Source organism: Blastococcus colisei (assembly GCF_006717095.1).
Taxonomy (GTDB): domain Bacteria; phylum Actinomycetota; class Actinomycetes; order Mycobacteriales; family Geodermatophilaceae; genus Blastococcus_B; species Blastococcus_B colisei.
In genome coordinates this window covers 1-19,026 of sequence record NZ_VFQE01000001.1, presented here as the reverse complement: position 1 = coordinate 19,026, position 19,026 = coordinate 1, and the positions used below count along the sequence as shown (strand labels likewise).

The 19,026-nt window shown below is 73.4% G+C and carries 20 protein-coding genes and 2 pseudogenes; 14 read left to right on the top strand and 8 right to left on the bottom strand.

Annotated features, from left to right (window positions below):
* Positions 1 to 135 precede the first annotated feature (135 nt).
* Positions 136 to 1,164: an ATP-dependent 6-phosphofructokinase gene (locus tag FHU33_RS00100; protein WP_142023530.1), complete on the bottom strand. Its 1,029-nt coding sequence runs from the start codon at positions 1,162 to 1,164 to the stop codon at positions 136 to 138.
* A 158-nt stretch (positions 1,165 to 1,322) separates the two neighbouring features.
* Here FHU33_RS00100 and FHU33_RS00095 point away from each other — a divergent pair, with 158 nt between their 5' ends.
* The 3 genes from FHU33_RS00095 to FHU33_RS00085 all read left to right on the top strand — a co-directional run bounded on the left by FHU33_RS00095 (position 1,323) and on the right by FHU33_RS00085 (position 2,946).
* A complete protein-coding gene (locus FHU33_RS00095) occupies positions 1,323 to 2,063 on the top strand; it encodes a GntR family transcriptional regulator (protein ID WP_246063165.1) in 741 nt (246 codons plus the stop codon).
* The gene (locus tag FHU33_RS00090; RefSeq protein ID WP_142023528.1) at positions 2,063 to 2,536 is read left to right on the top strand and encodes an SRPBCC family protein; all 474 of its coding nucleotides are present in this window, start codon (positions 2,063 to 2,065) and stop codon (positions 2,534 to 2,536) included. The genes FHU33_RS00095 and FHU33_RS00090 overlap by 1 nt, the downstream gene beginning before the upstream one ends.
* 134 nt (positions 2,537 to 2,670) lie before the next feature.
* Positions 2,671 to 2,946 (top strand): GlsB/YeaQ/YmgE family stress response membrane protein, encoded by a 276-nt coding sequence (locus tag FHU33_RS00085; RefSeq protein WP_246063164.1) that lies wholly within the window; start codon positions 2,671 to 2,673, stop codon positions 2,944 to 2,946.
* A gap of 27 nt (positions 2,947 to 2,973) precedes the next feature.
* Here FHU33_RS00085 and FHU33_RS00080 read toward each other — a convergent pair whose 3' ends face one another.
* Positions 2,974 to 3,612, bottom strand: coding sequence for an MBL fold metallo-hydrolase (locus tag FHU33_RS00080; RefSeq protein WP_142023527.1), 639 nt, complete (start codon positions 3,610 to 3,612; stop codon positions 2,974 to 2,976).
* 132 nt (positions 3,613 to 3,744) lie between these two features.
* On the opposite strand from FHU33_RS00080, the gene FHU33_RS00075 reads away from it, so the two are divergent.
* Positions 3,745 to 3,963 (top strand): hypothetical protein, encoded by a 219-nt coding sequence (locus tag FHU33_RS00075; protein ID WP_142023526.1) that lies wholly within the window; start codon positions 3,745 to 3,747, stop codon positions 3,961 to 3,963.
* Between the two features lie 132 nt (positions 3,964 to 4,095).
* Here FHU33_RS00075 and FHU33_RS00070 read toward each other — a convergent pair whose 3' ends face one another.
* Positions 4,096 to 4,872: an enoyl-CoA hydratase-related protein gene (locus tag FHU33_RS00070; RefSeq protein ID WP_142023525.1), complete on the bottom strand. Its 777-nt coding sequence runs from the start codon at positions 4,870 to 4,872 to the stop codon at positions 4,096 to 4,098.
* 354 nt (positions 4,873 to 5,226) lie between these two features.
* Here FHU33_RS00070 and FHU33_RS00065 point away from each other — a divergent pair, with 354 nt between their 5' ends.
* Both FHU33_RS00065 and FHU33_RS00060 read left to right on the top strand, forming a co-directional pair.
* Positions 5,227 to 6,870, top strand: coding sequence for a protein kinase domain-containing protein (locus FHU33_RS00065; protein ID WP_246063163.1), 1,644 nt, complete (start codon positions 5,227 to 5,229; stop codon positions 6,868 to 6,870).
* A gap of 81 nt (positions 6,871 to 6,951) precedes the next feature.
* Positions 6,952 to 8,478, top strand: a complete 1,527-nt coding sequence (locus FHU33_RS00060; RefSeq protein ID WP_142023524.1) for a protein kinase domain-containing protein — start codon at positions 6,952 to 6,954, stop codon at positions 8,476 to 8,478.
* A gap of 9 nt (positions 8,479 to 8,487) precedes the next feature.
* Here FHU33_RS00060 and FHU33_RS00055 read toward each other — a convergent pair whose 3' ends face one another.
* The gene (locus FHU33_RS00055) at positions 8,488 to 9,225 is read right to left on the bottom strand and encodes a hypothetical protein (RefSeq protein WP_142023523.1); all 738 of its coding nucleotides are present in this window, start codon (positions 9,223 to 9,225) and stop codon (positions 8,488 to 8,490) included.
* 135 nt (positions 9,226 to 9,360) lie between these two features.
* On the opposite strand from FHU33_RS00055, the gene FHU33_RS00050 reads away from it, so the two are divergent.
* Positions 9,361 to 10,644 carry a competence/damage-inducible protein A gene (locus tag FHU33_RS00050; RefSeq protein WP_142023522.1) on the top strand — a complete coding sequence of 428 codons (1,284 nt, stop codon included), beginning with the start codon at positions 9,361 to 9,363 and terminating at the stop codon, positions 10,642 to 10,644.
* Positions 10,645 to 10,659: 15 nt separating this feature from the next.
* On the opposite strand, the gene FHU33_RS24690 is transcribed toward FHU33_RS00050, so the two are convergent.
* The 4 genes from FHU33_RS24690 to FHU33_RS00035 all read right to left on the bottom strand — a co-directional run bounded on the left by FHU33_RS24690 (position 10,660) and on the right by FHU33_RS00035 (position 14,321).
* Complete coding sequence (locus FHU33_RS24690) at positions 10,660 to 10,818, bottom strand: hypothetical protein (protein ID WP_170182265.1); 159 nt, start codon at positions 10,816 to 10,818, stop codon at positions 10,660 to 10,662.
* 37 nt (positions 10,819 to 10,855) lie between these two features.
* Positions 10,856 to 11,725 carry a class E sortase gene (locus tag FHU33_RS00045; RefSeq protein ID WP_246063162.1) on the bottom strand — a complete coding sequence of 290 codons (870 nt, stop codon included), beginning with the start codon at positions 11,723 to 11,725 and terminating at the stop codon, positions 10,856 to 10,858.
* A 142-nt stretch (positions 11,726 to 11,867) separates the two neighbouring features.
* The gene (locus FHU33_RS24685; protein WP_170182264.1) at positions 11,868 to 13,424 is read right to left on the bottom strand and encodes a hypothetical protein; all 1,557 of its coding nucleotides are present in this window, start codon (positions 13,422 to 13,424) and stop codon (positions 11,868 to 11,870) included.
* 150 nt (positions 13,425 to 13,574) lie between these two features.
* Positions 13,575 to 14,321 (bottom strand): hypothetical protein, encoded by a 747-nt coding sequence (locus FHU33_RS00035; RefSeq protein WP_142023521.1) that lies wholly within the window; start codon positions 14,319 to 14,321, stop codon positions 13,575 to 13,577.
* Here FHU33_RS00035 and FHU33_RS00030 point away from each other — a divergent pair.
* The 7 genes and pseudogenes from FHU33_RS00030 to FHU33_RS25595 form a co-directional block, all read left to right on the top strand.
* A complete protein-coding gene (locus tag FHU33_RS00030; protein WP_142023520.1) occupies positions 14,311 to 14,778 on the top strand; it encodes a hypothetical protein in 468 nt (155 codons plus the stop codon). The genes FHU33_RS00035 and FHU33_RS00030 overlap by 11 nt on opposite strands.
* 296 nt (positions 14,779 to 15,074) lie before the next feature.
* A complete protein-coding gene (locus FHU33_RS00025; protein WP_142023519.1) occupies positions 15,075 to 15,287 on the top strand; it encodes a ribbon-helix-helix protein, CopG family in 213 nt (70 codons plus the stop codon).
* Positions 15,275 to 15,643: a type II toxin-antitoxin system death-on-curing family toxin gene (locus tag FHU33_RS00020; protein ID WP_142023518.1), complete on the top strand. Its 369-nt coding sequence runs from the start codon at positions 15,275 to 15,277 to the stop codon at positions 15,641 to 15,643. Before FHU33_RS00025 ends, FHU33_RS00020 begins: the two co-directional genes overlap by 13 nt.
* Positions 15,644 to 15,698: 55 nt before the next feature.
* Positions 15,699 to 17,399 (top strand): acyl-CoA dehydrogenase family protein, encoded by a 1,701-nt coding sequence (locus FHU33_RS00015; protein ID WP_142023517.1) that lies wholly within the window; start codon positions 15,699 to 15,701, stop codon positions 17,397 to 17,399.
* Between the two features lie 116 nt (positions 17,400 to 17,515).
* Positions 17,516 to 17,806 (top strand): annotated as a pseudogene (locus FHU33_RS25605) (PAS domain-containing protein); the annotation flags it as partial.
* A gap of 430 nt (positions 17,807 to 18,236) precedes the next feature.
* Positions 18,237 to 18,698: pseudogene (locus FHU33_RS25600) on the top strand (diguanylate cyclase domain-containing protein); the annotation flags it as partial.
* A 212-nt stretch (positions 18,699 to 18,910) separates the two neighbouring features.
* A partial coding sequence (locus FHU33_RS25595; protein WP_246063868.1) for an EAL domain-containing protein occupies positions 18,911 to 19,026 on the top strand: 116 nt, incomplete at its 3' end.

The window sequence follows — 19,026 nt, the reverse complement described above, 5'->3', positions numbered from 1 at the left end:
CCACGCCGTCACCACACCGAGGTCTGCAGAGCGATGGCAGCGGGTCATTGTGCGCCCCTACCCAGCGGTTGTGCGTTCATCCGGGGCACGGAGTCGTGCGGTCCACCAGGCATCGGTCGCACGTGGTGGGCCCGGTCAGCCGGTGAAGGCGGCCGTCTCGGCCAGGCGGGACGCGCTGACCGTCTTGAGACGGGCCACCGCCTTCTCGAGGGGCACGAGGTCGATCTCGGTTCCCCGCAACGCGACCATCTGACCGTGGTGCCCCTCGTGCGCGGCGATCGTGGCGTGCAGGCCGAAGCGGGTGGCGAGGACCCGGTCGAACGAGGTGGGGGTGCCTCCGCGCTGGACGTGCCCCAGCACGGTCGTGCGGACCTCCTTGCCCGTCCGCCGCTCGAGCTCGGCGCCCAGCTGCTGCGCCACGCCGGTGAACCGCCGGTGTCCGTACTCGTCCACCCCGCCGTCGCGGAGCTCCATCGTCCCGGGCAGCGGGCTCGCCCCCTCTGCCACGACGCCGATGACGTGGGTGTCGCCGCGCTCGAACCGTTCGGTCACCAGCCGGCAGACCTGCGCCACGTCGAACGGTTCCTCGGGCACCAGCGTGAGGTGGGCGCCGGACGCGAGCCCGGCGTGCAGCGCGATCCAGCCCGCGTGCCGCCCCATGACCTCGACCAGCAGGACGCGCTGGTGCGATTCGGCGGTGGTGTGCAGCCGGTCGATCATCTCGGTGGCGATGCTGACGGCGGTGTCGAAGCCGAAGGTCAGGTCGGTCTCGTCGATGTCGTTGTCGATCGTCTTCGGGATCCCGACGACCGGGACGCCGGCCTCCGACAGCAGGTGCGCGGCGGTGAGCGTGCCCTCCCCGCCGATGGGGATCAGCACGTCGATGCCGTGGGTGGCCAGCACGTCCTTCATCTGCGGCAGCTCGGCGTTCAGCCGCTCCGGCGCCACCCGGGCCGAGCCGAGCGTCGTCCCGCCGCGGGTGAGCAGGCCGTCGACCGCGGCGATGTCCAGCGGGGTGGTGCGGTCCTCCAGCAGGCCCCGCCAGCCGTCACGGAAGCCGACGACGTCGCTGCCGTAGTGGGCCGAGGCGGTGCGGACGACGGAACGGATGACGGCGTTGAGGCCGGGGCAGTCGCCCCCGCCGGTGAGGACACCGATGCGCAACGAGCTTCTCCCTCGATGGTCGAGACCCGACCATACGTCATGACGTCCTGACGACTCTGCTGCCGAGCTGCTGCACTTATGGCCATAAATGCCGGAACGAGACGGACGTCCCATACGACATGACGACCAGACGTCTTGGAATCCCGTACCTTTGCGACGTGGTCAGCCCCGTCTCCGGACCCAAGTACCTGGCGGTCCGGGAACACCTCCGGCGTCGGGTGGCCGCGCTGCCCGAGCTGACGCTCCTGCCGCCGGAGCCGGTGCTGTGCGCCGAGTACGGGGTCAGCCGGATCACGCTGCGGCGGGCGGTCGACGGACTGGTCGCCGACGGGCACCTCGTACGCGAGCAGGGCCGCGGCACCTACGTCACCCGCCCGGCCATCCGCCACGAGTACCGCGAGAGCTTCGTGCACCGCATCGCCGGCTTCAACTCGGTGATGAGCGAGCAGGGCGCCCAGGTGGGCACGAAGGTGCTCACCCAGCGCGTTGTGCCCGTCCCCGCCCCGGTCGCGGTCGAGCTGTCCCTGGAGGGGACGGCGGACGTCGTCGAGCTGGAACGGCTGCGCAGCGTCGACGGGGAACCGAACCACGTCGCGCACAGCTTCCTGCCCGCCGCGCTGTACGGGGGTGCCGTCGAGGCGGACTTCAGCGAGGGCTCGCTCTACGACTACCTGCGCCGCGAGTACCAGGCCGACCTGGCCACCGCGCGGATCGTGGTCGACGTCGGCACCGCCGCTCCCGACGAGGCCGACCTGCTGCGGGTCGTCGCCGGCTCGCCGCTGCTCGTCGTCCGGACGACGGTCCGCGACAGCGCCGGCCGCCCGCTGGTGCACAGCTACTCCCGGCTGCGGCCGGACGTCAGCCAGGTCGAGTTCGAGGTCTCGGTCGGCGGGCGCTGATGAGTGCCACGACCGCGGCCGGCAGCTGCGACGTCCCGGAGACGCCCGCCGAGGTCTGGCGGGCACTCGCCCTCCTGGAGCCGTACTGCTCGGTCTGCGACGTGTCGTACGTGCTGGGCGAGGACTCCGGTGCCCCGGGCGTCGGGACGACGTTCGTCTGCGCCCCCGGCCGGCTCGACGGTGCGCCCGCCGCCGGGGCGCCTCAGGGCGAGATCGTCGAGTGGGAGCCCCCGCGCGTCGTGGCGACCTGCCTGCGGCTCACGCCCGAGACGTGGACGACGCGCATCGAACTCGCCGGCACCGGCGACGGCGGCACCCGGGTGACGATGACCATCACCCACGAGCCGACCGGTGGCAGCCGGGTCGTGCGGCAGCTCCAGCGCCGGGCACTGCGGCGGCTGGTGCAGCGGACCGTGGACGCGGAGCTGGCCAAGGTGCCGGCCCACGTGCACCGGGTCGGCCGCTCCGCCTGACGCGATCCGGTCCGCCCGTTCGGGGGATCGGTGCATCAGTGATCGACTTCCGGGTACGGACTCCCGTCGTGCACCGGCGGCACACCCGGCACTGTGCCGGGACCGCGCTCGCCGGTCGAACGAAGGAGAACGCTGTGCTGTTCGACATCCTCGGTCTCATCGTGATCGGCCTCGTCATCGGTGCGCTCGCCCGGCTGATCCTCCCGGGCAAGCAGCGCATCAGCATCGTCGCCACCCTGGCGCTGGGCGTGCTCGGAGCGCTCATCGGCGGCTGGATCGCCAGCCTGCTCGGCACCGGTGACATCTTCGAGCTCAACGTCCTGGGCTTCGTGCTCGCCGTCATCGCGGCCATCGTGCTGGTCGGCGCCTACGCGGGCATGGCGGGCCGGTCGAACCGCGCCGTCCGCTGATCCGTTCCCGGGGGGCCCGGGCGAGCCTCAGAGCTCGGCCGTGTCCCCCGGGGCCAGCCGGCTGAAGGGCGTGGGCGTACCCGGTCCGCGCTCGCCCAGCAGGCCGCCGACGATGCCGAGGCCGGTGTCGTTGAGCAGACCGTCGTGCACCGCGAACGCCTGGTCGGCGTGGACGGCCCGCACGTAGTCGATGACGTCGGCGGTGCGCGACCACGGCGCGTGCAGCGGCAGCAGGAGCGTCGCGACGGGTTCGTCCGGCACGGTCAGCGCGTCGCCGGGATGGAAGACCCGGCCGTCCACGAGGAAGCCGATGTTGGCCACCCGCGGGATGTCGGGGTGGATCTCCGCGTGCAGCTCGCCGTGGACGTGGACCTCGAACCCCGCCACCGTGACGGCGTCCCCGTGGCCCACGACGTGCACCCGGCCACCGAGCCCCTCGAGCCGGGCCGCCACGGACCCGGTGGTCCACACCTCCAGCGCGGGATCGGCGTCCAGCGCCGCCCGCAGCCGCTCGGGCTCGAAGTGGTCGGGGTGCTCGTGGGTGATGAGCACGGCTCCGGCGCCGGCGAAGGCGGCGGGGTCGGTGAACGCGCCGGGATCGATGACGACGCTGCGGTCCCCGTCGCTGAGGGTCACGCACGCGTGGCCGTGCTTGGTCAGTTCCATGCTCTGCACCCCATGCACCGCATCCTGCCCGGCGGCCCGGGACAGCGCAGGCTCACCACGGCTTCACCCTTCGGAGCGAGGTCGGCTCCCGTTGCCCTAACCCTCGGCGGCTCCCGTGCCGAGGTTCTCCGCATGATGCTGCAGACGACCCTCTTCGTCGCCGCCCGCAGTCGCGCGCACGGACCGACCGCCGCGCTGTGGCACGCCGTGGAGGTGCACCGTCCCCCGGCCGAGGTGGACGGCGCCTGCGAACTCACGCTCTGCGGCTCGCTGGCCCGGGTGTCGACGGAGGACTCGTGGCCGGTGGCCGCGCGCGACGTCTGCCCGGCCTGCGCCGTGCTCTCCCGCTGAGGGAGCCCCTGACGCCCTGTCGCCGGGTGGGGGAGCTCGCCCCGACGGCAGGTGCACTCGTCGCGGTCCTGGCCGCGGAGAACCGCCCACCGGCGCTCACCCGAGCCTGCCGGTGGCCGTGGCCCGGAGCGCTCAGCGACCGGTGAAGACCGGCGCCCGCTTCTCCAGGAATGCCTCGACCGCCTCGCGGTGGTCCGCCGTCTGCCCCAGCCGCGTCTGCAGCCGGGCCTCGAGCGCCAGGGTCTCCTCCAGCGTGTCGGTGGCCGCCGTCGCCAGCACCGTCTTCATCGCCCGGTAGGCCGCGGTCGGGCCGTTGGCCAGCCGCGCGGCCAGCGCCTGCGCCTCCGGGAGAACCTGCTCGGCCGGGACGACACGGTGCACCAGCCCCCACTGCTCGGCGGTCTCCGCGGGAAAGGGCTCGGGGGTGAGCAGGAGTTGCGTCGCCCGCGAGCCGCCGACGCAGTGCACCAGCCGCGCGGCCAGCGCCGAGTCGCTGGACAGGCCCACCCCGGCGAACGCCGTCGTGAACTTCGACCCCGCCGCCGCCACCCGCAGGTCGCCGGCGAGCGCGATCCCGAGCCCGGCCCCGGCGCACGCCCCGTTGATACCGACGACGATCGGGACGCGCAGCGCCGACAGCGCCAGGATCAGCGGGTTGTACTCGTCCTCGACGACCGAGAGCGAGGTCGCGGCATTCCCGCGCAGCGACTCGATGTGCTCGGCGAGGTCCTGCCCCACGCAGAAGGCCCGGCCGGAACCGGTCAGCAGCACCGCCCGCACCGACTCGTCCGCAGCCACCTCGCGCACGGCGGCCAGCAGGTCGTTCCGCAGGGCGTGGGAGAGGCCGGAGCTCAGCATGGTCAAGGTGGCCACGCCGCCGTCGTCGGCCCTGGTCACGGTGTCGGACATCGTCGTCCCGCCTCTTCTCTGTCGGTCGCCCGGTTCGGCCACCCTGCCATGCGCGGGTCCGTGGTGCGGGGGGACCGGAGCCGACGTCTGTTCCACGTGGAACCCGCCGCACCGCCGAGACCGCCTGCCGCGTGGCGGGCTGCGCACGGGGTGCAGTCGGCGCGCCGTCCCCGCCGGGGTGTGAGCGGAAGCGCACCAGCGGACCGATCGGTCCGCCCACCGCCCTCGTCCAGCATGTGTAGCGGGGGCCGGAAATGGACAAGGTGCCCCGGGGCCCGACGCGCGTCGGCCCATCGGGCGGCATCGTGGCGGCCTTCGCGGAGCAGGGCCGGACAGGGTGGGGAGTGACCTCCGTTGGTCGAACCAGGACGACGGTGCCTGGGCGACCGCTACGAGCTGCACCGGTTGATCGCCGCCGGTGGCATGGGCCAGGTCTGGCACGGGCACGACCTCGCGCTGCAGCGCCCGGTCGCGGTGAAGGTGCTCCGCAGCGAGTACACCGGTGACCCGACGTTCGTGGCCCGCTTCCGCGCGGAGGCCCAGCACGCCGCCTCCCTGAGCCATCCCAACATCGCCGCCGTCTTCGACTACGGCGAGGAGACCGCGCAGGACGGAACGGGGGAGACGCTCGCCTACCTGGTGATGGAGCTCGTCGAGGGCGAGCCGCTGTCCGCGCTCGTCGCCCGCGAAGGGGCCCTGGGCACGGAGGTCACTCTCTCCCTCCTGCGCCAGACCGCGTTCGGTCTCGGCGAGGCGCACCGCGCCGGGATGGTCCACCGCGACGTCAAGCCCGGGAACATCCTCGTCCGTCCGGACGGCAGCGTGAAGATCACCGACTTCGGCATCGCCTGGTCGGCCAGGAGCGTCGCCCTCACCCGGACCGGTCAGGTCATCGGCACGCCCCAGTACCTGTCGCCCGAGCAGGCCGAGGGGCGCCCGGCCACCCCGGCCAGTGACGTCTACGCGCTCGGGCTCATCGGTTACGAGTGCCTCGCCGGGCAGCCGGCGTTCTCCGGCGACAACGCCGTCACGATCGCCCTCAAGCAGGTCCGTCAGGATCCCGAGCCGCTGCCCGGCGATCTGCCGGCCGAGGTGCGCGCGCTGATCGGTCGCGCCCTCGCCAAGGACGCCAGCACCCGCTTCCCGGACGGCGCGGCCTTCGTGGCGGCCATCGACGACGTGCAGGCCGGTCGGCCGCCGGCGCCGTACCCGCCCACGGTGGCGGTCCCCGCGGGCGCCCTCGTCCCGGGCGGCCCTGGCCCGGACGGTGTCCCTTCTCCCCGGCCGTCCGGCTCCGGGACGCGGCGGACGGGGACGGTCGCCCGTCCTCCGGCCGGCCGGCGCAGGAACCGGGCGGCCATGCTCCTGCTGCCGCTGCTGGGCCTCCTCGCCGGGGCAGGGATCGCGGTCGCGCTGCTGCTGGCCCTCACCGACGACACCGCGGGCGCCCCCGCCGAGGCCGCCGAGCAGCGGAACAGCGGCAGCCTCGTGCTGGACGCCGACGAGTACATCGGCCGGCCCGTCGAGGAGGTCGTGCGCCGGCTGACCCGCCTGGGGCTCGACGTCCAGCCGCGCGGCGAGGCCCGCGACGACGTCGTCCCCGACCAGGTCACCGGCGTGGAACCAGCCGGGCAGCCGCTCTCGCCCGGCGACACCGTCGTCGTCCGGTACGCGACGGGGAACGCCGCGAGCGGGGGCGGAACCGACCGGCCGGTGGTCACCGGCGCCGCGCGCGGCGGTTCCACCCCGGTGCAGGAAGAGGTGGAGCAGGTACCGGTCGAGGACCCGGCTCCCGGGACCACGCCCAGCACCGCCGCCCCGGCGACCTCCGCCCCGGCGACCCCCACCCTGGCGGGCACGCCCACCACCTCCCGGTCGACGCCGACGACGTCACCCACGACGAGCCAGAGCACCGGCAGCGAGACCCCCACGTCCGCGTCGACGTCCACGACCACCGCGACCTCGCCCTCCACGACGGTGACGCCACCGCCCGAGTGACGAAGCCCCTCCCGGGAGGTGGCCGGTGCTGCTGGATGCCAGGCTGGAAGGAAGGGTTCGGCGAGGACAGGAGGAACGCCGGTGGTGGAACCGGACACGCGGGTCCTCGGCGGCCGCTACGAACTCCTCTCCCCCCTGGCGACCGGCGGGATGGGGCAGGTCTGGCGGGCCCGCGACACCCTCCTCGACCGGCCGGTCGCGGTGAAGGTCCTGCGCAGCGAGTACACCGGCACCCCGACGTTCCTGGCGCGCTTCCGGGCCGAGGCCCGGCACACCGCCGGCCTGGCGCACCGCAACATCGCCGCCCTCCACGACTACGGCGAGATTCCTGCCGGTGACGGTGCCCCCGAGCACCTCGCCTACCTGGTGATGGAGCTCGTCGAGGGTGAGGCGCTCTCCGACCTGTTGGCCCGCGAGCGGCGGCTCCCGGTGGGACCGACGCTCGACCTGCTGCAGCAGACCGCTGCGGGGCTGGCGGCCGCGCACGCCGCGGGCGTCGTGCACCGGGACGTGAAGCCGGGCAACATCCTGGTGGGCGACGACGGCACGGTGAAGATCACCGACTTCGGGATCGCCTGGTCGGCGTCCAGCGTTCCGCTCACCCAGACCGGACAGGTGGTCGGCACCGCCCAGTACCTCTCCCCCGAGCAGGCCGCCGGCGGCAAGGCCGGTCCCGCCAGCGACGTCTACGCCCTCGGGGTGATCGGTTACGAGTGCCTGGCCGGACGGCGCGCGTTCGACGGCGAGAACCCCGTGCAGATCGCGCTCAAGCAGCTGCGGGACATCCCGGACCCGCTACCGGACGACGTCCCGGAGAACGTCCGTCGGCTGGTCGACCGGGCCCTCCTCAAGGACCCTGCCGCCCGTTTCGCCGACGGGGCGGCCTTCTGGGAGGCGGTCACCGACGTGCTGGCCGGGCGCATGCTCACCCCGCCCCCGCCGCAGGACGGCGGAACCCGGCAGTTCGCCGCGGTGGCGGCCGGACTCCTTCCCCGTCGTCGCCGCGCGACCCGGATCCTCGCGCCGCTCGCCGCGGTGCTGGCCGGGGCCGGGATCGCCATCGCCGGCACCCAGCTCATCGGCAGCGCTCCTCCGCCGGTGGCGGAGGAGGCCGGGTCCTCACCGGTGGTGCTGGTCGCCGACGACTACGTGGGCCGGCCCGTGGCCGAGGTCGAGGCCGAACTCGGCGCCCTCGGGTTGTCCGTGCAGCGGTCGGCCGAGGAGACCGTGGCGCAGGCTCCCGGGCTGGTCACGGGCGTGACCCCCGCCGGTGCGGTCCCCGAGGGGGCGCTCGTGACCGTGTCGTACGCGGTGGCGCCACGTGTCGCGCCCGTTCCCGACGTCCCGGCCGCGCCGCAGGACGGCACCGGGCCCGGGTCGTCGACGGAGGTCGCCGTCCCCGGGGCGGCGGACGACTCCGCCGATGACGCGGAAGTCGTGACCGACGGCGGATCCGGGAACGGCAACGCCGGCGGCGACAGCGGCGCCGCCGGCAACGGCAACGGCCGTGGCGACGGCAACGCCCGTGGCAACGGGAACGGCAACTCCGGCGGTCAGGGCAACGGGAACCCCGGGGGCAACGGCAGGGGGAACGGCGGGAAGGGCTGATCCCGGACGTCAGTCCTCCTGGCGCGGACCCACCCAGAGCGCCCCGCCGAAGGCAGCCAGCGCGGCGGTGAGCACGAAACCCCGGTCGGTGGCGACGACGGGCAGGACGACCAGCAGCCAGAAGACCGCCAGGCCCACCAGTCCCGCGGCGGCCACCCGCCAGGCAGGTGCGGACCGAACCCGGCCCACGACGGCGAAGGCGACGAATGCGGCCAGTCCGAGGAGCGCGCACACCGTCGCGAACGCCGACCAGAGCGGAATGCTCTGCCAGTACGACTCGAGGTCGTCCCAGCGCATGGTGAGCCCGAGCGCGAGCAGGACGACCGACAGCACGGTCAGACCGATGCCGAGGACCGTCGCAGGGTCCCGTGGAGCGCCCACCCGGATCCTCCTCCGGCGCTCCTCGGTCGCGTGCTCGGACTCGAGCGTCTCGGGCCAGGTGGGGACGGGCGCTGCCGCGGTGGCCGGCGGGGCGGGATCCGGCACGGCGGCGGGCGCAGAGCGGGCCGGCGGCGGGGGTGGAGGTGACGTTCCCGGACCGGGCGGTCCGGGGACGAAGTCCACGGGACCGGTGGGAGCGGGCGTGTCGACCGGCTGCACGGGCGCCGGCGGGGTCGCGCCGGGGTGCGGGGGCAGGTGCGCAGTGGCGGTCGCGCCGGTGGCCGGCTGCACCAGGGGGATCTCCTGGGTGCTCGGCGGCTTGCTGCCGGTCGGCTCCCCGGGCAGCTGGGGATGGGACGAACTCACGGCTCCTCCTCTGCATCCTTCGGTGTCGGACACTCCGGTGGTCCGTCGCTCGGACCACTGCCCCCGCACGGTATCCGCGCCCGGTCGACGGTCCTGCGAGGCGCCCCGGTGGGCCGCGCCCCTAGGGTCGTCGTCGTGAGTGCGCGCGCCGGCATCGTCGTCACCGGGACGGAGGTCCTGACCGGCCGTGTCGCGGACCGCAACGGCCCCTGGTTGGCCGAGCAGCTACGACTCCTGGGCGTCGACGTGGGCCACGTCGTGGTCGTGGGGGACCGGCCCGAGGACCTCCGCGCCGCGCTGGGCTTCATGGCCGGTACGGGCGTGACCCTGGTCATCACCTCCGGCGGGCTCGGACCGACGGCTGACGACCTGACCGCCCAGGTGGTGGGCGACGTCCAGGGCCGCCCATCAGTGGTCGACCATGCCCTGGAGCAACGCATCACGGCGATCGTCGAGCGGCTGATGGCCCGCCGCGGGTGGCGCGCCGATCCGGCGGCGACCGCGGCCGGTGTGCGCAAGCAGGCCCAGGTTCCCGAGGGGGCCACCGTGCTGGAGCCGGTCGGCACGGCGCCAGGCCTCGTGGTGCCGCCGGGGGAGGGGCGCGACGGACCGACGGTCCTCGTGCTGCCGGGGCCGCCGTCGGAGCTGCAGGGCATGTGGCCGGCCGCCGTGGCTGCTCCCGCGATGCGTGTGGCGCTCGCGGGGTCCGAGGAGCTGCGCCAGGAGACCGTCCGGCTGTGGGGGACGCTCGAGGCGCAGCTGGCCCTCACGCTGCGCAGGCACGAGGAGGATCTCGGCGGGCTGGAGATCACCACCTGCCTGCGCGACGGCGAGCTGGAGATCGTCACCCGGTTCCCGCCGTCGGCGCAGCCCGCCTACGAACGGCTCGGGACCGTGCTCGCCGACGAGTACGCCGACACGCTGTTCTCCACCGGCCCCACCCTGGACGAGCTCGTCGCGCGTGGGTTCGCCGACCGGGGGTGGACCGTCGCGACGGGAGAGTCGTGCACCGGCGGATTGCTGGCCGCACGGCTGACCGAGCGCCCCGGCTCGTCGGCGTGGGTGCTCGGCGGCGTCACCGCGTACGCGAATTCGGCGAAGGAGCAGCTGCTCGACGTCCCGGCCGAGGTGCTGGCCGAGCACGGAGCGGTCAGCCCGGAGGTCGCCGTGGCTCTCGCGGAAGGTGCCCGCTCCCGGTTCGGAGCGGACGTCGGCGTCGGGATCACCGGGGTCGCCGGACCCGACGGCGGCACCGCGGACAAGCCGGTGGGCACGGTGCACCTCTGCGTCGCCGGCCCGGACGGGAGTGCGGCCCGCGCCCTGCGGCTCCCCGGGACACGGTCCGCCGTCCGGGAACGATCCGTCACGATGGCGATGCACCTGCTGCGCTCGTCGCTGCTCGGTGGTCCGGGGGCCTGAGCGGGCGGGCCGGGCTCAGTCGGCGACGGTGACGTTCGTGAACGGCAGCATCGGCTCGACCTCCGGGAAGACGACGAAGAGCAGCAGGACGGCGACCGCGAGCACGAGTACCAGCGCGGCGATCGCCTTGGCCGCGGTGTTGCCGGGGAGGTGCCGCCAGATCCAGGTGTACATGCAGGGACTCCGGGTCAGGTCGGTCGCGCGGGTGGGTTCAGCCGTTCAGCGCGGGCGGGCCGTCCGGCGCTGCGGCCTTGCTCAGTGGGGCGCCGTCCAGTCGGGCGTGGATGATCAGCCGCTGCGCGGCGGAGTACTTCGGGTGGCAGGTGGTCAGCGTGAGGTATGCGCCGGAGGCATTGCCCCCGCCCGGCGTCGCCGCGATGACGTCGATCTGGGACGGGTGGACGATCTGGAGGCCCGGGATCCCGCTCGGGTCGGTGCCGAAGTCTCCCGTGGCGGCGTCGCCGAGCACCCGGTAGACGTACCAGTTGCTGGCCGTCTCGACGACGATGGCGTCGCCGGGCTGCATCCGGTCCAGGTCGAGGAACGGTGAGCCGCGGCCGATGCGGTGGCCGGCGACCGCGAAGTTCCCCTCCTGGCCGGGCATGGCGGTGTCGAGGTAGTGGCCGGGTCCCTGGGCGAGCTGCACCTGGGCCGTGCCCTCGACGACGACGCGCTCGTAGTCGTCGCCCAGGCGCGGGATGTGCAGCACGGCGAAGGGATCACCCAGACCGGCCTGGATCGACTCCGGGGCGGGTGCCGGGGCGGGTGCCGGGGCTGGGGCCGGGACGGGTGCCGGGGCTGGGGCGCCTTCGGGTGGGCCGACGGTGGGTGCGTCCGCGGGTGGCAGATCCGCCCACTGCTCCTGGATCTGCTGGGTGAGCTGGTCCTGCTCCCGCGCGGCGAGGATGTCGGTCACGTAGAGCTCGTAGACCACGAACAGAAGAGCCACGAGGCCGAAGGTGATCAGGGTCTGTCCCACGCCACGGACGAGGGTCCGGATCGAGTCGCCGCGGCGGCGAGGGGGCTCGGCGTCCGGGCGGATCTCGCGTGGCGGGGTCTCGACGTCGACTGCGCTGCTCACCACGGATCCTGTCTGCCGGAGGGGCGGTGCGGCTGAGATGCGGGGCGGACGCCGCCTGCCGGGGACTGCTTCCCGGCAGGCGACGTCCTGGTGGTGGAGCCCGGCCCGCCGCCCTTGGTGCTTCGAGCGGCGGGCCGGTGGATCAGGCCGCCGCGGTGGTGCTGCGACGACGTCCGGCGAAGGTGAGGGCGCCACCGAAACCGAGGGCGATCAGACCCAGGGCGAGCGGGGCGGTGGTCTCAGCACCGGTGTAGGCCAGCTGACCCTTGGGCTGCGCGGTGTTCTTCATCGCGGCCCGGTGGGCGACCGGAGCCATGTGCTTGACGGGCGCGACGTGCGCCTGCTTCGCGTGCTCCGGGCAGTCAGCGTGGTGGTGGTGGTGACCGGCGGGCTGGACGGCGGGCTGGTGACCCGGCTGGTGACCGTTGCCGTTGCCGTTGCCGTTGCCGTTGCCGTTGCCGTTGCCGTTGCCGTTGCCGTTGTCGGTGCCGTTGCCGTTGTCGGTGCCGTTGCCGTTGTCGGTGCCGTTGTCATCGTTGCCGTCGTGCTTGACGGTGCAGACCCACATGGCGGCGTTGCCGGCGGAGGCGTTGTTCGAGCAGGTGAGCTCGCTGCCCTCGGCCAGCGAGATGACGTTGACGATGTTGGTGATGGTCTGGTCGCAGTTGACGTCGCCCTCTTCGGAGTAGCACTCGAGGGTGTTGCCGTTACCGACGATCACCTCGACGACGGACGTGCCACCGCCGGCGTTGATGTCGCCGGTCTCGGCGTCGTTGTTGACGTCGTTGTCGGCCGAGCTGTTCTGGTCGACGTCGCTGTCGGCGTCGCCGCCGTTGCCGTCGTCGCCGCCTTCTCCGCCCGTGGCGTTGGAGTCGGAGTCATTGGAGGCGTCGGCGCTGTTGCTGGCCCCGTTGCCGGCCGCGGCGTTGTTGCTGTCGCTGACGTGGGCGCCGCCGGCCTTGGACGCGACGTTGACCTCGTTGTGGACGTCCTGCGAGGCGTCGACGTCGCCCTCCTCGCTGCCGGCCTCGACCGCGTTCTCGTTGCCGGCCACGACGACGACGGCGGAGGTGCCGCCGCCGGCGTTGATGTCGCCGGTGCTGGCGTCGTTGTCGACGTCGTTGCTGGCCGAGCTGTTCTGGTCGACGTCGCTGTCGGCGTCGCCGCCGTTGCCGTCCTCGCCGCCGTCTCCGCCCATGGCGTTGGAGTCGGAGGTGTTGGAGGCGTCGGCGTGGTTGCTGGCGCCGTTGCCGGCCGCGGCGTTGTTGCTGTCGCTGACCTGGGCACCGCCGGCCTCGGAGGCGACGTTCACCTCGTTGTGGACGTCCTGCGAGGCGTCGACGTCGCCCTCCTCGCTGCCGGCCTCGGCCTGGTTGCCGTTGCCGGCAACGACGACGACGGCGGAGGTGCCGCCGCCGGCGTTGATGTCGCCGGTCTGGGCGTTGTTTTCGACGTCGTTGCTGGCATCGCTGTTCTGGTCGACGTTGCTGTCGGCGTCGCCGCCGTTGCCGTCCTCGCCGCCGTCTCCGCCCGTGGCGTTGGAGTCGGAGGTGTTGGAGGCGGTGGCGACGGTGTTGGAGCCGTCGCCTGCCGAGGCGTTGTTGCTGCCCTCGTCGGCGCTCGCCGCCGCCTGGCCGAGGAAGAGCATTCCTCCGGCCATGCCTGCGATGGCGAGTCCGTTTCTCACGGATCGATTCACGTGCGTGTCCTTTGCGAGTGTGCACGCCACCGTTGGGTATGAAGTGACGCGCAGGGTGAATGGGTGATCGCTTGGGGCGGCTGCACTTGGTCGGTGATGTGCCCCCCGTGGCACACCTGTGGACGGACGCTGGCCGCTGGAGCGGCGGCGTCAGTCCGGCCGGTCGGAGGGGTCGATCGCCGCGGTGGCGAGTGACCCCTCTGCCGGCGCAGCGGGCGCGGCGTCCTTCACTGCGAGGGAGACCTCGAAGGGCGAGCCCAGGACGGCGATGGCTGACGCGGAGCCCGCCTTGGCGGAACCCGGCCCCGCACCCTGGCCGCTGCAGCTGCCGCCGCCGACGGTGGTGGTGGTGGCCGGCGCGGGAGCCGGAGCCTGCGGCACGACCGGGGCGCTCGCGGGCGCCTGCGGGGCCGGGGTGGCGACCTGCTCGGCCAGCAGGTCCGACGGCGCTGCGGTGGTCGTCACCGGAGCCACCGGAGTGATCGGCTGCGGTGCGGCGGCAGCCGAGGAGCCCCGGGTCGGGGAGGCGTCGTCGGCACCGTCCGCGGTAGCGGTGGCTGCGGCCTCGGACGGTTCAGCGATCGTCGTCTGACCGGCGGTCGTCCCCGGCGCGCACAGGATCCCTGGAGCCGTCGTCGGCGTCACGGTTGCGGTGGACGGGGTGGCCTGGCAGGCGGAAGCCGCCGGGACGGCGCTGTCGGCATCCTCGGCGGTGGCGTCCGTGTCCGTCGCCGCGCCGGTGGTGCACTCCGGCGTCCCGGTGGCGTCGGCGCCGGTCTCGTCGGTCGGCGTGGCGACGTCGGCGCCGGTCTCGTCGGTCGGCGTGGTGGCGTCGGCGCCGGTCGGAGTGGTGGAGACGGTCTCCGTCGTCGTCCCGTTGCCGGACGTGGTGGTCACGGTCTCCGACGTCGTCGTCGTCCCGTTGCTGGAGGTGGCGGTGACGGTCTGCGACGTCGTCGTCCCGTCGCTCGTCGTGGTCGTCGTCCTGGTGCTCGACGAGTTCGTGGAGGAGCCGCTGGAGGAGCTGCTGGAGGAACTGGTCGAGGAGCTGGTCGAGGAGCTGGTCGTCGTCGACTCGGACGTGGTCGAAGCAGGAGCCGGCTCGGCCGTGGCGGCGGCCTCCGCCGCGTGCGCGGACGTCGTCGTGGGCTCCGTCGGCTCGGATTCTGCCTTCTCCGGCTGCGGGCTCGTGGCCGTCGCCGAGGTCGTCGTCGTCGTGGTCCCAGAGCTGGCCGTGGTGCTCGACGCGGGGGATGTTCGCTGGTCAGGCGCTGGTTCGTGGTGCGTCGCCGAGGCCGCCGGCTCTTCGACGGCGGCGACGGCGGCGTCGGTCGAGACGGCGATGCAGGCGTAGGCGCCGGCTCCCAGGAAACACACGGCCGTCATGCGGCGGAGCCAGGACCAGCGGGCAGGCGACGGCACGAGGCCGTTCCTGGTCGCGGTGGTCCCGGTCATGCGGCGGACGTTATGGACGAGTCCGTCCGCTGGGCTACCCGATCGCGCACCACCAATCCGCTGTGCGGCGTGTCACAGCGTTACCCCTGTTCGGGGGATTGCAGAGCGTTACCGAAATCGAGCCGTTACCGTTCGTGGTATCACGCTGATACCACTGACGGACGAACCGCTACGACGTTCGGGGGACGACCTGGCATGGCGATGACACTGCGACTCAACGAGGCGCAGACCGATGCGTTACGGCGTCGCGCGCGCGCCGAGGGCGCCTCGATGCAGGACGTCGCCCGGCGCGCGGTGGAGGCCTACATCCGGGCCCAGGAGCCGGAGGTGCCGATCGCCGTGCTGATCGACGAGGAGCTCGGCCGCTACGCCGGCGCCGTGGCGCAGCTGAGCCGATGGCAGGACTGAGCCTCGAGGATCTCCTGGAGGTCGCCCGGCGCACGGTCGGACCGCACGTCCGTGTCCGTGACCTCGGACTGCTCAGTGCGGCCCTCGCCCGGGTGGAGGCCCGCGTGCTCGGACACGACGTCTACCCCAGCGTGGAGGAGCGGGCGGCGGCGTTGCTGCACTCCCTCGCCACCACGGCGCCGCTGGTGCACGGGAACCGGCCGTTCTGCTGGGCCGCGACCGCGGTGTACCTGGCTCGTCGCGGGCGGGCGTCGACGCTGACGGATGACGAGGCGATCGCCCTGGTCACCGACGTGCTGACCGGACGGGTCGAGACGGTCGAGTCGATCGCCGAGCGGCTCCGCTCGACCGCCTGACCCGCCCCTCGGGAGTGTCGCCCGGCTGTGTCCCCGGCCACGTACGGTGTCGATCATGGGGTCCACGCACGAGGTGACCAACCAGGTGCCGCCGTCGGCCGGGCACGATCCGATCGCCGGCGACGCGGCGCTCGCCGAGGCCTGCCTGCGGCATGCCGACGAGGCGACGCTGCATTCGCTGGCCGACCTGGGGCGGCTGGCCGGCAGCGAGCAGGCGCAGGAGTGGGGCCGGGTCGCCAACGAGAATCCGCCGAAGCTCAGGACCCACGACCGCTACGGCCACCGGATCGACGAGGTGGAGTTCCATCCCTACTGGCACGAGCTGATGCGGACGGCGGTCGAGAACGGCCTGGCCGGCGCACCGTGGGCTGCCCTGTCCGCCCACCCCACCGCCCCGACGCAGTCCGCCCACCCCGCCGCCCCGACACAGTTCGCCGATCCCACCGCCCCGACGCGCTTTCCCCACGCGCACGTGCGCCGCGCCGTCGGCTATGTCGGCTGGACCCAGAACGAGATGGGCCATGCCTGTCCGATCACCATGACCTACGCCGCCGTCCCCGCGCTGCGCCGCACCCCCGAGCTCGCGGCGCGCTACGAGCCGGGGCTCACCGCCACGGCCTACCAGTTCGGACTGACCGAGCCGTCGGCCAAGCGAGGGCTGATCGCCGGCATGGGGATGACGGAGAAGCAAGGGGGCTCCGACGTCCGGGCCAACACCACTCGCGCCGTGGCCGAGCCGGACGAGTCCTACCGCCTGACGGGCCACAAGTGGTTCACCTCCGCGCCCATGAGCGACCTGTTCCTGGTGCTGGCGCAGCTCGAGGAGGGCGTGTCGTGCTTCGCCGTCCCGCGGGTACTTCCGGACGGCAGCCGGAACGTGTTCCACGTGCAACGTCTCAAGGACAAGCTCGGCGACCGGTCCAACGCCTCCAGCGAGGTGGAGTTCGACGGGACGGTGGGCTGGCTGGTCGGCGAGCCCGGCCGCGGCGTGCCGGCGATCATCGAGATGGTCAACATGACCAGGCTGGACTGCGTCCTGGGCTCGGCCGCCACGGTGCGCGCCGCCCTCACCCAGGCGATCCACCACGCCCGGCACCGGCGGGCGTTCGGCGCTCTGCTGGTCGACCAGCCGCTGATGCAGAACGTGCTGGCCGACCTGGCCGTGGAGAGCGAGGCGGCGACCGCCCTGGCCATCCGGCTCGCGGCGGCGGTGGACTCGGGCGAGTCGGCGTTCCTGCGCCTGGCGGGTGCCGCGGCGAAGTTCTGGGTGTGCAAGCGGGCGCCGGGCGTCGTCGCCGAGGCGATGGAGGTGCTGGGCGGCAACGGGTACGTCGAGGACTCCGGGCTGCCGCGGCTCTACCGGCAGTCGCCGCTGAACTCGATCTGGGAGGGGTCGGGCAACGTGATCGCGCTCGACGTGCTGCGCGCGATGGGGCGTTCCTCGGACACGCTGGCCGCGGTGAGCGCGGAGATCGAGCTCGCCCGCGGGGCGGACGAGCGGTTCGACGACGCGGTGAAGCGGCTGCACGCCGAGCTCGGGGACGCGGAAGGGCTACCGTTCCGGGCGCGGCGAATCGCCGGTCTTCTCGCGCTGTGCCTCCAGGGCTCGCTGCTGCTGCGGTACGCGCCGACGGCCGTCGCGGATGCCTTCTGCGCCTCTCGCCTGGGCGAACGCGGCGGTGCCGCGCTCGGGATGCTCCCGGCCGGTGCCGCGGCCGGCACGATCGTCGATCGGGCGTCGATCGCGGCTGTCTGATCACCCGTCCGAGGAACTACTCTCGATGTCATTCACCGGGCGACCGCGGCACTGCCGGACGGGTCCGTACCGAATTTCCGCCTGGAGCGGACGACGAACGGGCGAGGCGGGGGAGCGTGCAACCAGACGGTGACGGGCCGCGGCCAAGCCAGCCCGACGTGCTGGCCGGCGTCCCCGATGCCGTCTACCGCCTCGACCACGAGGGCCGGTTCACGTACTTGAACGCCGCGGCCGAGAGGCTGCTCGAGCGCCGAGCGCAGAAGCTGCTCGGTCACCACGCGTTCCATGTCTTCCCGGCCTCGCGCGGGACGATCGCCGAGACGCACTTCCGGGACGTCCTCGCCGACCGGCAGCCCCGCCAGTTCGAGTACTACCACGAGCCGCAGGACCGCTGGTACGACGTGCGAGCGTTTCCCGACCCGGGCGGGCTCGCCGTCTTCTTCCGGGACATCGACGCGCGGCACCGCACCGACCAGCAGCGGGAGGCCGCGCTCCACGAGCTCACGGCAGTCCTCGCGGCCCTGCCGACGGCCACCGTCCTGGTCGGCGAGGACGGCCGCATCCTGGTCACCAACCGAGCCTGGGAGGCCGACGCCGACCTGCTGCGCAGCAACGACATCGACGCCGGCGGGGTCGGTGACGGATATCTGGACTGCATGTCGCGAGGACTGCGGCCCGGCGACCACGCCATGATCGCGGCCGCGTTCCACCGGCTGCAGGCCGAGTCCGCGGAGAGTCCTCCCGGGTCGTTCGACCACGAGTACTTCCGCCCAGCTCGGCTCGTTCACCAGCTGGTTCCGGCTGCAGGCCGCGCGGGTTCCGGAGTCGCGACGAATCGTGGTGACCCACACGAACATCACCGACCGGGTGCGGGGCGAGCAGGCGCTCGCCTGGCGGGCGGGCCACGACGAGCTGACCGGCCTGCCGAACAGAGCCACGTTGCTGGACATGACCGCCGACGCGCTGGCGTCGGGCTCCCCCGACGCCCCGGGCACCGCACTGCTGGTGCTGGACCTCGACGGGTTCAAGACGGTCAACGACTCCCTCGGCCACCAGCTCGGCGACCGGCTGCTGCGCGAGGTGGGCGGTCGCCTGGCCGAGCAGGTGCGACCGGGCGACGCCGTGTGGCCGGCTCGGTGCCGACCAGTTTCGTCGTCCTCGCCCGCGACTGCGACCAGGCAGAGGCCGCGGCGCTGGCTTTCCGGCTGCAGACGACGTTCACCTCAGCCGTTCACGGCGTCCGGCATCTCCGTTCCCCTGTCGGCGAGCATCGGCGTCGCCGTGTCCCGGTCGGACGTGCGCGACCCGCACCAGCTGCTCAGTGACGCCGACGCCGCGATGTTCGCGGCGAAGAGCTCCGACGCGACCGGGTCCACCTGTTCTCTCCCCGGGCTCCGCGAGGCGGCGCGCTGGCGGCTGGAGGTCGCCACGCGGCTGCGAGGCGACGCGATCGACCAGCTCGTCGTCCACTACCAGCCGGTCGTCCGCCTGGACACGGGCGCGGTCGAGGCGTGGAGGCCCTGGTCCGCTGGCAGCATCCCGAGCGCGGCCTGCTCCCTCCCGACTCCTTCCTGTCCGTCGCCGAGGAGACCGGTCAGGTCATCCCGATCACCCGGTGGCTGCTCCG